This window comes from Nonomuraea sp. MG754425 (genome assembly GCF_021699195.1).
In the GTDB taxonomy this organism is placed as follows: Bacteria; Actinomycetota; Actinomycetes; order Streptosporangiales; family Streptosporangiaceae; genus Nonomuraea.
This window is the reverse complement of the sequence record NZ_SSXE01000297.1, coordinates 1-13,937: the sequence shown is the minus strand read 5'-3', so window position 1 is coordinate 13,937 and position 13,937 is coordinate 1. Positions and strand designations below refer to the sequence as shown.

The 13,937-nt window shown below is 72.1% G+C and carries 11 protein-coding genes; 6 read left to right on the top strand and 5 right to left on the bottom strand.

Translation table 11 applies throughout. The features are described 5' to 3' along the window. A partial coding sequence (locus FAF44_RS50475; protein ID WP_237110632.1) for a CARDB domain-containing protein occupies positions 1–2,532 on the top strand: 2,532 nt, incomplete at its 5' end. Positions 2,533–2,582: 50 nt separating this feature from the next. On the opposite strand, the gene FAF44_RS50470 is transcribed toward FAF44_RS50475, so the two are convergent. Beyond that, the gene (locus FAF44_RS50470; RefSeq protein ID WP_237110631.1) at positions 2,583–4,382 is read right to left on the bottom strand and encodes an FAD-dependent oxidoreductase; all 1,800 of its coding nucleotides are present in this window, start codon (positions 4,380–4,382) and stop codon (positions 2,583–2,585) included. A 93-nt stretch (positions 4,383–4,475) separates the two neighbouring features. Further along, positions 4,476–5,096, bottom strand: a complete 621-nt coding sequence (locus FAF44_RS50465; RefSeq protein WP_237110630.1) for a TetR/AcrR family transcriptional regulator — start codon at positions 5,094–5,096, stop codon at positions 4,476–4,478. 108 nt (positions 5,097–5,204) lie between these two features. Here FAF44_RS50465 and FAF44_RS50460 point away from each other — a divergent pair, with 108 nt between their 5' ends. Next, positions 5,205–6,656: an NAD(P)/FAD-dependent oxidoreductase gene (locus FAF44_RS50460; protein ID WP_237110629.1), complete on the top strand. Its 1,452-nt coding sequence runs from the start codon at positions 5,205–5,207 to the stop codon at positions 6,654–6,656. Between the two features lie 140 nt (positions 6,657–6,796). Here the strand turns inward: FAF44_RS50460 and FAF44_RS50455 are convergent, their stop codons facing one another. Next, positions 6,797–7,969: a hypothetical protein gene (locus FAF44_RS50455; RefSeq protein WP_237110628.1), complete on the bottom strand. Its 1,173-nt coding sequence runs from the start codon at positions 7,967–7,969 to the stop codon at positions 6,797–6,799. Positions 7,970–8,438: 469 nt separating this feature from the next. On the opposite strand from FAF44_RS50455, the gene FAF44_RS50450 reads away from it, so the two are divergent. Genes FAF44_RS50450 through FAF44_RS50440 form a run of 3 tightly spaced genes read left to right on the top strand, consistent with a single transcriptional unit; the run spans position 8,439 to position 10,406 of the window. Further along, positions 8,439–9,566, top strand: coding sequence for a sensor histidine kinase (locus tag FAF44_RS50450; protein WP_237110627.1), 1,128 nt, complete (start codon positions 8,439–8,441; stop codon positions 9,564–9,566). Continuing rightward, positions 9,556–9,753 carry a hypothetical protein gene (locus FAF44_RS50445; RefSeq protein ID WP_237110626.1) on the top strand — a complete coding sequence of 66 codons (198 nt, stop codon included), beginning with the start codon at positions 9,556–9,558 and terminating at the stop codon, positions 9,751–9,753. The genes FAF44_RS50450 and FAF44_RS50445 overlap by 11 nt, the downstream gene beginning before the upstream one ends. After that, entirely contained in the window at positions 9,735–10,406 is a 672-nt protein-coding gene (locus tag FAF44_RS50440) for a response regulator transcription factor (RefSeq protein ID WP_237110625.1), read from the top strand. The genes FAF44_RS50445 and FAF44_RS50440 overlap by 19 nt, the downstream gene beginning before the upstream one ends. 31 nt (positions 10,407–10,437) lie before the next feature. Here FAF44_RS50440 and FAF44_RS50435 read toward each other — a convergent pair whose 3' ends face one another. Next, on the bottom strand, positions 10,438–11,109 hold the full coding sequence (locus FAF44_RS50435; protein WP_237110624.1) for a macro domain-containing protein: 672 nt from the start codon (positions 11,107–11,109) through the stop codon (positions 10,438–10,440). 192 nt (positions 11,110–11,301) lie between these two features. On the opposite strand from FAF44_RS50435, the gene FAF44_RS50430 reads away from it, so the two are divergent. After that, positions 11,302–12,915: an ADP-ribosyltransferase domain-containing protein gene (locus FAF44_RS50430; protein ID WP_237110623.1), complete on the top strand. Its 1,614-nt coding sequence runs from the start codon at positions 11,302–11,304 to the stop codon at positions 12,913–12,915. 15 nt (positions 12,916–12,930) lie between these two features. Here the strand turns inward: FAF44_RS50430 and FAF44_RS50425 are convergent. Continuing rightward, positions 12,931–13,937: discoidin domain-containing protein (locus FAF44_RS50425; RefSeq protein ID WP_237110622.1), on the bottom strand; the 1,007-nt coding region annotated here is incomplete at its 5' end.

Below are 13,937 nucleotides of genomic sequence, written 5' to 3'. Positions count from 1 at the left end.
GCCAACACCGTCACCATCCCCGTCACCGGCAAAGCCGCCGACGTCCGCCTCCAGTTCACCGCCAACACCGGCGCCCCCAGCGGCCAGGTCGCCGAGTTCCAGATCTTCGGCACCCCCGCCCCCAACCCCGACCTCACCGTCACGAACCTCACCTGGGCGCCCGCCTCGCCCACCGCCACCACCCCGATCACGCTGACGGCCACGGTGCGGAACATCGGCACCGCCGGCTCCGCCGCGACCTCGGTCGACTTCTACGCCGGCACCACCAAGGCGGGCAGCGCCGACGTGGGCGCGCTGGCCGCGGGCGCCTCCGCCACCGTCTCGGCCGGCATCGGAACCAGGAAGGCGGGCACGTACCAGCTCTCCGCCAAGGTGGACGAGGACAACAAGGTCATCGAGCAGAACGAGTCGAACAACGCCTACACCGCCCCCACCTCCCTGGTGGTGGCCGAGGCGCCGGGCCCCGACCTCCAGGTGCTCGCCGTCACCGCCAGCCCGCCGAACCCCGCACCCGGCGCGCGGGTCACGTTCACCGTGGCCGTGAAGAACCGCGGCACCACCTCGACCGGCGTCACCACCGTCACCCGGGTCGCCGTGGGGAGCACCACGCTCAACACCGACACGCCCGCGATCGCCGCGGGCGCGACCGCGAACGTGGCCATGACCGGCGGCTGGACCGCGACGAACGGGGGCGCGACGATCACTGCCACCGCCGACGCCACCGACGTCGTCACCGAGACCGACGAGAGCAACAACACGCTCACACTGGGGATCGCCGTCGGCCGCGGCGCGTCGGTGCCCTACACCGAGTACGAGGCCGAAGCCGCCGCCTACCAGGGCACCCTGCTCCAGGCGGATCCGCTGCGCACCTTCGGCCACACGAACTTCGCCACCGAGTCCTCCGGCAGGAAGTCGGTGCGGCTGGACAACACCGGCCAGTACGTCGAGGTCACCTCGACCGGCGCCGCCAACTCGATCGTGGTGCGCAACTCGATCCCCGACGCGCCGGGCGGCGGCGGCATCGAGGCCACCATCAGCCTGTACGTGGACGGCGTCTTCGCCCGCAAGCTGACCCTCTCCTCCCGGCACAGTTGGTTGTACGGCAACACCGACGGCCCCGAGGAGCTGACCAACACCCCGCAGGCCGACGCCCGGCGGTTGTTCGACGAGTCGCACGCGCTGCTGTCGAGGTCGTACCCGGCGGGCACCAAGTTCCGGCTCCAGCGGGACGCCGGCGACACCGCCGCGTTCTACATCATCGACCTCATCGACCTGGAGGAGGTCGCGCCCCCGGCGGCCAAGCCGGCGGAGTGCACCTCCATCACCGCGTACGGGGCCGTGCCCGACGACGGCAACGACGACACGGCCGCCATCCAGCGCGCGGTCACCGACGACCAGAACGGCGTCATCGACTGCGTGTGGATCCCGCCGGGCCAGTGGCGGCAGGAGAAGAAGATCCTCACCGACGACCCGCTCGACCGCGGCCAGTACAACCAGGTCGGCATCAGCAACGTCACGATCCGCGGCGCGGGCATGTGGCACTCCCAGCTCTACACCCTGACCGAGCCGCACCTGGCGACGGGCGGCATCAACCATCCGCACGAGGGCAACTTCGGCTTCGACATCGACAACAACGTGCAGATCTCCGACCTGGCCATCTTCGGCTCCGGCCGGATCCGTGGCGGCCCCGGCGGGGCCGAGGGCGGGGTCGGGCTGAACGGCCGCTTCGGCCAGAACACGAAGATCTCGAACGTGTGGATCGAGCACGCCAACGTGGGCGTCTGGGTCGGCCGCGACTACGACAACATCCCCGAGCTGTGGGGGCCCGCGGACGGGCTGCAGTTCAGCGGCATGCGCGTGCGCAACACCTACGCCGACGGCATCAACTTCACCAACGGCACCCGCAACTCGCGCGTGTTCAACTCCAGCTTCCGCACCACCGGCGACGACGCGCTCGCGGTCTGGGCCAACCAGTACGTCAAGGACCGGAACGTGGACATCGCCCACGACAACACGTTCGTCAACAACACCATCCAGCTCCCGTGGCGGGCGAACGGCATCGCGATCTACGGCGGCTACGACAACAAGATCGAGAACAACCTGATCTACGACACCATGAACTACCCCGGCATCATGCTCGCCACCGACCACGACCCGCTGCCCTTCTCGGGCCAGACGCTGATCGCCAACAACGCGCTCCATCGGTGCGGCGGCGTCTTCTGGGGTGAGGCGCAGAAGTTCGGCGCCATCACGCTCTTCGCCCAGAACCGGGACATCACCGGGGTGACCATCCGTGACACCGACATCTCCGACTCGACGTACGACGGCATCCAGTTCAAGACCGGCGGCGGCAACATGCCGAATGTCGCCATCGTCAACGTGCGCGTCGACAGGTCCAACAACGGCGCCGGGCTGCTGGCCCAGGGCGGCGCGCGCGGCAGCGCGAACCTGACCGGCGTCACCATCACGAACTCGGCCACCGGCGACATCGTCAAGGAGCCGGGATCGACGTTCGTGATCACGGGCGGCTGACACCGGCGCGCGGCTCCGGGACTGTCTCCCGGAGCCGCGCGTCGTGCGGGTCAGCGTCCCGGCCAGTAGGGGCTGAGCAGGTCGAACTGGTTCGGCAGGCCCAGCAGGTAGCGGGCGTCGTCGGTGTCGTGCAGCAGCTTGAACTCGCGCGGCACGTACAGCTCGAACAACTCGGCCCGCGAGGCGGAGGAGCCCGAGGCGTCGAGGACGGCGTTGGCCGCCATCCGCCCGGCCTCGTTGCCGCCCTCCATCGTGGCCAGGTTGATGCTGTTGCGGACGTAGTCGGCGGCGAGGAAGAGGTTCGGGATGCGGGTCGTCGCGGCCGGGCGGTCGGCCCAGGATCCGGTGGTGTTGATGAGCAGCGGCTCGTCGTTGGCCACGGCCGCGGTGCCCTCGCCGGTGATCGCCGGGTCCACGAACCAGGACCGCACGATCGAGTCGGGCAGCAGCGCCGCGCCGCCGGGCAGCGCCGAGCGCACCTGGGCCAGCACCTCCTGGACGATCTGCGGCCGGGTGCACTGCTTGGCCGTCCTGCCGAACAGGATGCCCGGGGCGTTCCAGTCCGACAGGTCGAGTGACAGGCAGTCGGTGACGGTGCCGTCGCCATACCTGTCGGCGAAGTTCCCGCGCCAGAACTGGGCCTGGCTGATCGAGGTGAGCGCCCACGGCGTGGCCGCGTAGACGAGATGGCCGTTCGCGATCGGGCGGGGCTCCTTGAGGTAGATCATCACCCCGTTCATCCAGTCGGTCTCCAGCCGGGACAGCCGGTTCAGCGCGGGGTCGGCCGCCTTCATGGCGGTCGTCAGCAGCGGCTGGATCCGCTCGATCGGGAGGGCGGCCACGTAGTGGTCGGCCGTGACGGTGCCGGAGGCCCCGGCGGGGTCGCTCACCCGCACGCCGGTGATCCGGCCGCCGGCGTAGTCGAACCCGGTGGCGGTCCAGCCGAGCTTGAACTGCACGCCGAGCCCGGTGAGGTGGTCGATCCATGGGGTGATCCACACATCGCTGGACGGGCCGTTGAGCACCCGGTCCGGTGGGCCGTACGGGCCGAGGCCGAGGCCGCTGTAGACCAGCGCCTCGAACATCAGCCCCATCGTCCGGGTGTTGGCGCGGTCCGGCTGGGCCGCGACCAGCGAGGCCGTGAACATCTTGACCAGCAGGTCGCGGTACTCCTGCGACATGTTCGCGGCCTTGATGAAGTCGGCGAAGCCCATGTTCTCCCACTGGCCGAGCCGCCGGCGCGGGCCGCTGGTGACGAAGGTGACGAGCTTGGCGGCGAAGAACTCGATCTGCGGCAGCGGGACGGTGGTCAGCGCGGTGAGGGCGCTGCGTAAGTAGTCCCTGATCGCCTCGGGCGTGAGCGAGCCGCCGATGCTGCCCGGCACCGGGATGCGCAGCTCCTTGCCCTTGTACGCGATCACCTCCAGGCTCGCCGGGACGAGGTTGTCGCGCACGCTGCCCGTGCCGAACGGGATGCGGCTCATGGTGTCGGGCAGGTTCTGGTAGAAGCCGGGGAAGAACCGGAAGCCGTGCTCGCCGGGCAGGTCCTGCCTGCCGCCGGTGCCCGTCCCCGGCACGGGGATGCTGCGGGACTTGCCGCCCAGCGCCTTGCGCTCGTAGACGGTGACCTGGAACCCCCGTTCGGCGAGTTCGTGGGCGGCGCTGAGCCCGCCCATGCCGGCGCCGAAGACGGCCACGCTCCTGCCCGCCGCGCTCCTCACGAGCGCCGGCGCCGCGTTGGCCGGCGCGGTGCCCCACAACGGCCCCGCCGCCGCTCCCGCCACGGTCGCCATCGCGCCCGTGACGAAGCCGCGGCGTCCGATCCCGTTCCGATTGCCTGGCTGGTTCACGACGGAACCTCCCGCCTAACCGACACTGCTGTTGGTTCAGTTAGGCGAACGATGAACGCGTCGTTCACATCTGTCAACAGGCGAACGTGAGCACTATTCGCCGTCGGGGAGGTGGGACAGCCCGTTCCACAGCACGAGCATGGCGGACCGCACGAGCTCGTCCCGCGAGACCCCGGGATGCCGGGCCCACCACTGGGCCAGCCCGTCGGTGCCCGAGATCAGCAGCTCGACCACCGCCTGGGCGGCCTCGCTGTCGGGATCGAGGCCCAGGCGGCGCAGGTCGCGCCCGAGCATCACGGCGACCGAGCGGGTACGGGTCTCCCTGATGCCCCAGCGCACGGCCTTGATCTCGGGATCGTCCTCGTCGGTGTGGTCGAACAGCAGGCGGCGGGCGGCCGGGTTGGCCTCGGCGAAGCTGAAGTAGGCGTCGAGCGTGGCGCGCAGCCGCCGGTTGGGCGAGCCCGAGCCGGTGATCCTGGCCCCGACATGCTCCACCAGCAGGGCGTTCTGCTCCTGAAGGACCGTGATGAGCAGCACCCGCTTGGACGGGAAGTGGTCGTAGAGCACCGAGCGCGTCACGCCCGCGGCGGCCGCGATCCCCTCCATCGCCGTGGCGTGGTAGCCGCGTGCGGCGAAGACCTCCAGAGCCGCTTCGACGATCCGGGCCCGGCGGGCCGAGCCCGGCAGACGTTTCCTCAGCTCCTTGCTCGCCATGCCGTGCACCCTACCGTCCGGCCGGGCGTTGACTCCGGACTTCCGGCGGCCTACCGTCCTGGATAACCGACACATGCGTTGGTTGCCTCAGGGCGCGAGGAGGTCCCGATGGCAGAGCGGGCCGACGTGGTCATCGCCGGGGCACGCTGCGCGGGCGCGGCGGCCGCCGCCACCCTCGCCAGAGCCGGACGCCGGGTGATCGCGGTCGATCCGGCGCGGTTCCCCGCCACGACCGTCTCCACCCACCTGCTCTTCGCCGGAGGCGTCGCCGAACTGGCCCGCGTCGGCGCCCTGGACCGCGTCGCGAAGATCGGCGCTCCCCGGCTCTCACGCGCCTTCATCGGCGCTCCCGGGCACGAGGCCGACGGCTCCTACACGCCGATCGACGGGATCGACTACGGCCTGTGCGTGCGGCGGGCGCCCCTCGACGAGGCCCTCGCCGAGACCGCGGCCGAGGCGGGCGCGGAGATCAGGCAGGGGCATCGGGTCACCGGCCTCATCTGGGAGGACGGTCGCGTCGTGGGCGTCCGCGTCCGTGAGCGGAGTGAGGGCGCACGTGGGGACGACGGTGGTCAAGGTGGGCGCGCAGGCGCGGGCGCGGGCGCGCGTCCGGAGGGTGATCGCGGCGCGGGTGGCGGTGGCGGTCAGGGTGACCGTGGGGCGGGTGGCGGTGAGGGTCGTGAGTACGAGATTCGCGCGGCGCTGGTCGTCGGCGCGGACGGACGCCGTTCGACGGTCGCGCGCCTGGCGGGCGTCGAGGTGCCGCGCATCTCCCACGCCAACGGGCGGGCCTGCTACTACGCCTACTACGACGACCCGGGCCCCGCCTGGCGCTCCACCGCGGCGATGTGGCTGTCCGGGCGCGAACTCGGCAACGCCTTCCCCTGCGACGGAGGGCTGACGCTGGTCCTGCTGATGCCGCCGGTCGAGCGTGCCGTGGACTTCCGGGGCAACCTGGAGGCCGAGTTCGACCGCACCGTGGGGCTCGTCCCGGGGCTGGCCGCCCGGCTGGCCGGGTGCGTCCGGCAGACGAGGATCGTCAGCTCCGCCGAGCACCCGTCGTACTTCCGCCGTTCGGCCGGTCCGGGCTGGGCCCTGATCGGCGACGCGGGACACTTCAAGGATCCCGTCACGGCGCAGGGCATCCGGGACGCCGTGCGGTTCGGGCGGCTGCTGGGGGAGCAGGTCGCCGGTGTGCTGGACGATCCCGCCGCGCTCGACCGGGCCACCCTCGCGTGGGAGCGCACGCGTGACGCGCAGTGCGTGCACACCTACCACTGGACGAACCTGCTCGGACGCGGCGACGGACTGGCGTACGTGCAGGCCGAACTCCTGCGCGCGCTGACCGCGGGACCGGGCGGGGTCCGCGATGTCCTCGACGTCTACTCCCGCATCCGCGACCCGCGCGAGACCCTCGCCCTGCCCGGTCTCCTCGCGGCCACCGCCCGCGCGCTGCGGGGCGGCGCCGGGGCGCGGGCGGCCATCGCGCGGGCGGCCGGGGGCGCGCTCGTCGAACTCGCGGGCCACCGCGCGCAGGCGCGGCGACTGCTCCCGCGCTGACCTCACCCCGGCTGGTTCCAGGCCCGGCGTCGTTCCCGGGAGGCCAGGTCGTCGGTCCCCGGCCTGGCGTTGTTCCCGGGGCCGGGCGACCGGTCCTCCCGCCGGTCTCGGCCACTGCGGTTCCGGCCGGGGCGGGGTCGTCACTTCAGGCCGGCGAGGAAGGTCTTGGCCAGTTCCGTCACGGCCGACTGGGCGGCCGTGGGCTCGAAGGCGGGCTCCTGGTAGCCGGGGCCGGCGACGAGGCCGCCGCCGCTCGTCGTCCCCCTGAAGACCAGCTCGATCGTCCGGTCGCCGCTCAGGACCTTGACCAGGACCTCCTGCGTGGCGGGCTGCTCCGGCTTGTCCGGACGGGTGGTGGCGGAGATCACGGCGAACGCCTTCTCGCCGAGCCCGGTCAGTTCCTTGCGGGGTTCGTAGGTCGTGTGGGTGATCTGGTTCCCGATGCCGCCCTGGGCCCGGTACCGGTCGTACTTCTTGGCGTCGCGGTCGAACTGGAACGTCGAGCCGGTGCTGCCGCCGCCCCAGTCGACCACGTGGATGGTCAGGGTGCCGCCCCGGCTGGTGAACTTCTCACCGGGCTTGTGCTCGACCTCCTCCTTGACGGTCCAGGAGCAGGAGGTCTGCTTGATCCTGCCGTCGGCGCCGCCGACCGAGGGGCCCTGCGCGGAGGGGAAGAAGGCGGACTCGACCTGCTTGACGGTCAGGACGGCGCACGGGCCGGTGGGTTTCGCAGCGCCGCCGTCCTTGGCCATCTCCGCGACGATCGCCGCGGAGACCTTGTCCGCCGCTTCGCGCACCTCGTCGCCGGTGGGGTACTTGGTCCCGGTCCGGTTGTCGCCGCCGTAGCCGACCTTGATCAGCCACGGTCCCTGCAGGACGAACACGTCGGCCGACATCCCGCTGTGCCCGATGGAGGTCTGCAGGTACGACGCGTCGCCGTGGTCCAGGCTCTTCAGCTCGCCGAACGCCGAACCGCTGGTCCTGCCGTCGGTCCGGTTGCCGTCCTTGACGTTGACCCGCCGCTCGTGCGCCTCCTTGTCCCTGTCGAACTGCGACTTGGCGTACTCGGCCGCGCCCTGGGTCTCGGAGTTGCGCGCCTGCACGGAGACGGAGAGCTTGCGGTAGCCGATCCGGCCGTCGCTCAGCGTCATCTTGCTGTTGCTCCAGCTACAGGACGCCCGCTTCTCCTGGTCGGTGGCGGCCGGTGTGGAGGCGTCGCGCCCGCCGTACCTGCCGTCGGTGACCAGGCTTTTGCGCAGGGCGTCGGGGACGGCGGCGCAGAGCTGATCGCCGGTGATCTGCCGCAGTTTCACCGCCTCCACCGTCTTCGCCGTCTGCCGTGACCTGGCCCGCCGTGACCTGGTCCGCCGTGACCTGGCCCGGGTCCGTAGCCCGGTCCGGGACCTGGTCCGTGACCGGGCCCATGACCTGGTGCATGACTGGGCCCATGACCGGGCCCATGACCGGGTCCGGGGCCGGGTCCGTGAGCCGGTCCGTGGTCCGGGGGGAAGGGGTGGGACATCTGCGACCTCTCTGAATCATGCGGCGGGACCTTGGGGTCGTGCCGCTCTCCAGAGATCGGAGTACCCATGCCATCACGGCCGCGCAGGACCTGCCTTGCCCCCTGCGCCCCGCACGGTGGCTGCCTTCGAACGTACCGATAACAGCATGTCGGGTATGTCAGGCAAATACCCGACAAACTTCGCAGCTCCGGGCGTTCTTCAGCGATGGAGACGTTAGGCTGCGTGACGGCAAGGGCGTTTGCGGTGCGAGAGGTGTCAGGTGGCAGGGGAGGCAGCGCGGCTGCTGGAAAGCTTCGGCCGCAGGTACGCCTCCGCGGTGCGGCTGGTGACGCTGGTCCCGATCTGCGCGATCGCCCTGCTCCGGGCCCCGGCCGGGAACTGGGCGAGCACCGCGACCGTGGTCGCCGTCGCGGCGCTGTGGACCTGCGGGTTCACGTGGTGGCTGCGGAAGGGACAGGGCAGCGGGCCCGTCGCCCTCGACGTGGTCGTCCTGCTGGGACTGTTCGGCAGCGTCTTCTGGACCGACGCGGTGGAGGACCGGAACACCGGGTGGCTGCGGCTGCTGGTCACCTTCGCCTGCGTGACGTATCAATGGCACACCTCGGCGGCGGTGGGCGGCGCGGCGGCGCTCGCCGGCGGTGGCGGCGCGGTGGGGCTCCTCGTCGCGGCGGGCGCGCTGGAGGTGGACGCGAGCCTGGTCAGCGGGACGGTGTGGGCGATGCCGGCCGCCGCGCTGTCCAGAGCGGCCTGGATGCTCGTCCGGCACGCGGCCAGAAAGGCCGACCGGACGGCGGCCGAGGCCGTACGGGCGCGCGGCGAGGCGCAGATGGCCACGGCCCTGCGCGCCGAGGAACGCGAGCAGGTCAACTCGTTGCACGACACGGCGGCGACGACCCTGCTGATGGTGGGCATCGGGCAGGTGCGCTCGGACGCCGGCTGGCTGGCCCCGCAGGCACGCCGCGACCTGGACCGGCTGCGCTCCAGCAGCGGGCCGGCCCCCGAGGAGGCCGACCTCGTCGGCCTGCTGCGTGACGATCTCGCCGTCACCCACCTGAACGTGGACTTCGACGGCCCCGAGCGGCTCCGCCTCCCGTTCGACGTCGCCAGGGCGATCACCGACGCGGCGGGTGAGGCCCTCACCAACGTGCGCCGCCACTCCGGCACCGACCGCGCGACCGTCCGGCTCAGCGGGGACGCGCGGGCGCTGGTTCTCGACATCGCGGACCGGGGCAAGGGCTTCTCGCCGCCGGACGTGCCGGGCACCCGGCGCGGCGTGCGCGAGTCCATCAGCGGCAGGATGGAGCGGGCCGGCGGCACGGCCACGATCACCTCCGCCGCCGGCGCGGGCACCCGGGTCCGCCTCGAATGGCGCGCCGGTGCCGAGTGACGCCGTCCTGCGCGACCCCGGCCCGGCCGGCGTGACCGCGCCGCCGCGCACCGTCCTGCCCGCCGGGTCCGGGCTCACCGGCCTGATGCGCGACGTCGGGCGACACGAACCGCCGGACGCGCGCGGCGAAGCGTTGACCGACGACGGCACCGTCTGGATGGAGGGCCCATGGCAGCCGACGAGGTGATCACCGCGGTGATCGTGGACGACCACGCGGCCATCGCCGCCGGCGTGCGCGCGTGGTGCTCCCAGGCCGTGCCGCCGATCGAGCTCATCGACGTGGGGGACCGGCTGGCCGGTGCCTGGACCGGCCCCGGCGCCGAGGCGGACGTGGTGATCTTCGACCTGGAGCTGGTGCCCCGCCGGCCCGACTTCGGCGAGCTGCGCCGCCTGGTCGACAGCGGGCGGCGGGTGATCGTCTACTCCCAGCACACCGACGACGCCACCGCGATCAAGTGCGTGGACCTCGGCGCGCTGGCGTACCTGACCAAGCGTGAGGGCCTCGACCATCTGGTGCCCGCCATCAGGGCCGCCGCGCGCGGCGAGCCCTACACGGGGCCGTCGCTGTCCGGCGCGCTGATCTCCGACGACGCCCCCGGCCGGCCCCACCTGTCGCAGCGCGAGGCCGAGGTGCTGCGGGCCTGGTTCGTCTCCTCGTCGAAGGAGCTGGTCGCGGCCAAGCTCAACATCACGGTCAAGACCGTGGACACCTACATCACCCGGGCACGGGTGAAGTACGCCAACGTGGGACGGGCCGCGCGGACCAAGAGCGAGCTGGTCGGCCGCGCCCTCGACGACGGCCTCATCACGCTGGCCGAGCTGAACGAGAGCCCGCTGTGAAGCCGCGCGCGGGCGAGTGGCAGCGCCGGGGTCAGCGGCGGGAGCGGCCCGCGGGCGGCTTGACCCGCACCCGCTCCACCGGCCGGCTGTCGATGCCGTCGAGCTGCTCGACGATCGTGCGGCGCAGCTCGTCGTAGTCGTCGAAGGAGCAGTCGTTGAACAGGGTGTAGCCGGTCCACATCAGGTTGGCGCACACCTGCGGCGGCACCTGGCCCGTCGCCGCGCCCATGCCGACCAGCGCCACCGAGCCGATGCTGCCGGGCGCCTGCGCGTTCTGCATGTGGATGGCCTGGAAGGCGGCGGCGCAGGCGAGGGCGACGTTGAGCGTCTCGCTGACGTTCTGGGCGGACTGGACCATCGTCGGCGTCGAGATCAGGAACTTCGGGTTGGTCGCCCCGGACGGCACGCACACCGCGCTGCCCACCGGCAGCGCCCCGCCGAACCGGTCGCGGATCGCCCGCTGGACGCGGAGCTGGATGCCGGCGCCGAGGTGCCGCTTGACGGCCGCGTCGACCCCGCCGTCCATGCGGCCCCGGGAGTTGGTGGGACTGACCCAGGCGTCAACGCGCTCGTCGAGGATCGAGCCCTTGTGGATGTCGACCTCGGGGGTGTCGGCGAAGGCCGCCAGCAGCTCCTGCACCACCTTCGGGTTGACGTCGACCAGGACGACCTTGAGCGGCGGCTGCGTGCGGGCAACGGTCATGAATCACTCCGGGCTGGTACGGATCTTTCCAGGGCGACGAACATACCGCGCGGCACCGACAATCCCGGATCTTGCCCGGACCGCCGGTGATCTTCCACCGGACGACGTCGCGCCCGCCTGCTCCATGCGGCACAATTCCCCACAATCCGATCTTGTGTCCGCCGTACCGAGCCGAAAGTCCGAAAGCCGACCATGAGCGACGAGAACGCCCCCACCCCCGCCGACCCGAACGACCCGCTGGCCCTGACCGAGCTCTTCCAGGGCGGCGGCGAGCCGTGGCTGCCGCTGCTGAAGCCGGTCATCGAGGCGCGGCCGGACGCGGCCACGTTCATCGGCGGCGACCGGGGGCCGAACGTCGTGCCCGTGCGGGAGCTGACCTTCCAGGCGCTCAAGCCCAACCCGCCGCACAAGTGGAAGGTCGTCGTCTTCGGGCAGAACCCCTACCCGCGGGCCGAGAGCGCCACCGGCATCGCGATGTTCGACAACACCTTCCACGACTGGGCCGACAGCCAGTTCGGCAAGACCGTCTCCATCCGCTGCATCATCAAGGCGGCGGCGATGTGGAAGCACGGCATCCCCAAGAAGACGCCCATCGCCGACATCCGCAAGCTGCTCAAGCAGCACGACACCGTGCAGCCGCCCGAGTGGTTCCAGGCGATGCTCACTCAGGGCGTGCTGCTCCTGAACGCCGCGCTCACCGCCAGCGGCGACGGGGCCATGGCCACCGACCAGCACACCGCGTTCTGGCGGCCGGTCGTCGAGCGGATCGTCGAGGAGATCCTGCGCGCCAAGCAGGACGCCGCCGAGGAGGACCGCGGCGTGGTGTTCGCCTGGTGGGGCGTGCACGCCCGCGGTCTCAAGCAGGTCGTGCTGCGGCTGCAGCGCAAGTACCCCGACGTCGAGGTACGGCACATCGACCACCCCAACCCGGCGGCGCAGGGCGACATCTTCTGCGACGGCCACCACTTCGCCGACGTCAACGCGGCCCTGACCGCGCTCGGCTCCGACGAGATCGACTGGCTGCCCGCCAAGGGCTGGAACGACGCCGCCCAGCACGGCGGCGCGGACGACGGCACGGCCGAGCGGATGGGCGCCTTCATCGCCTCCACGATGGAGCTGCACCAGCTCTACCTGGAACGACTCGCCAGCGTCAAGGACGAGGGGCTGGACCTGCCGGCGATCACCGGCGTTCTCGACACCCCGATCATGCCCTTCCAGGACTCCGTCGCCCAGGTGGCCAAGCTGCTGGCGGGCCTCGACCGGCACGTCCAGCAGTCGTACCGGTTCGGCGAGAGCCTGCGGGAGGACGCGTCGCGGGGCCTGTCTCCCGACGAGATCGCCGCCCTGTACCTCTACACCTGCGAGTCGGCCTTCTACCGCCAGATCAACGCCACCCTCCGGCACCCCGACCGCACCCGCGTCGTGCCCTACCTGCCGTACCTGCGGCTGCTGTTCTCCGCCATCTCGCGCCTGCCGGTCCGTAGGGAGCCGCTGTGGCGCGGGGTGGCGCTGGACCTGCGGGCGCAGTACCCGCTGGGCCGGACCGTGACGTGGTGGGGCGTGTCCTCGTGCACGTCGAAGCTCGGCGTGGCCCGGTCGTTCCTCGGCGGGCGCGGCAAGCGCACGCTCTTCGAGGTGCGTCCCATCCGCGCGGTGGGGATCCGGGCCTTCTCCGCGTTCCTCGGCGAGGAGGAGTTCATCCTGGCCCCGGGCACGCAGCTCGAGGTGACCGACGTCCGGGCCGAACGCGGCGGCCTGGTCACCGTGACACTGACAGAACTGGACGAACAGCACCTCGTAGCCTGACCGGCGACGGGCCGCTCAGCGGGCCTCGATCTCGATGATGCGGGTGTAGTCGTTCGCGCCGTTCGAGGCCAGGGCGACGATGCGGACGGCGTCCGCGGTGACCGGGGTGAAGTCCGAGCGGACCGTGCCGGAGGTGTTGCCGCGCACCTGCGCGACCGTCTGCCACTGCCCGGACACCTGCGCCTGCACGTCCCAGTCGCGCAGCCCGAACCGGGAGGCGGGGTAGCGCTCGGTGTCCAGGGTGTACAGGTCGACCCGGGACACCTGGCGGGCCCCGCCCAGCGCGATGGAGAGCGTGTCCGGCCAGGTTCTGGCCGTGGCGTCGTTCCAGCCGTTGCCGCCCGCCCAGCCGTTGGAGGAGCGGTCGCCGTCGGCGACGCTGCACGGCGGGTAGTTGGCGTTGGTGTGCTGGGAGGAGGCGGTGACGGGGCGGCGCAGCGCGAGGTTGCCGCCGTTGTCGAGCCCGTCCACGGGCACGACCTCGACCGGCACCTCCAGGGTGCGGGACGGCGTGCTCAGGCGCAGCCCGTACGTGCCCTGTGCGGTGCCGGGCGGCACGGTGACCAGCAGGTTCGCGCCGACCTGGTAGCCGGGCGGCAGGTAGCTGGTCAGCATCGGGCGGGAGGCCGCCAGCGGCGGGTCCAGTTCCACCCGCATGGTGGCGTACGAGGCTTTGCGCGCGTCGCTGCGCATGCCGATCCTGATCTTGGCGGGGCAGGCCGGGTCCACGCCGAGCGGGGCCACCAGCCGGTCCGCGCCGGCCACCGGGACGAGCGCGCCCGTGCCCTTGGAGCGGCCTGGCTCGACCTTGACCGAGAGCGCCGGCGGGGACGGCTCCGGGTCCCGGGCCGCGCCGGACCCGGCCATCGCGCCGGATCCGGCCATCGGGACGGCCCCGACCGCCGCGATGGACCCAACCACCGCGGCGGGTCCGGTCGCGCCCACGACGGGCGAGACCGCGGTTCGGGTGGATGCGGTCGTGGCCGGGGCGGTTTGCGCGAGGGCGGCGGTCAGGGTGGGGG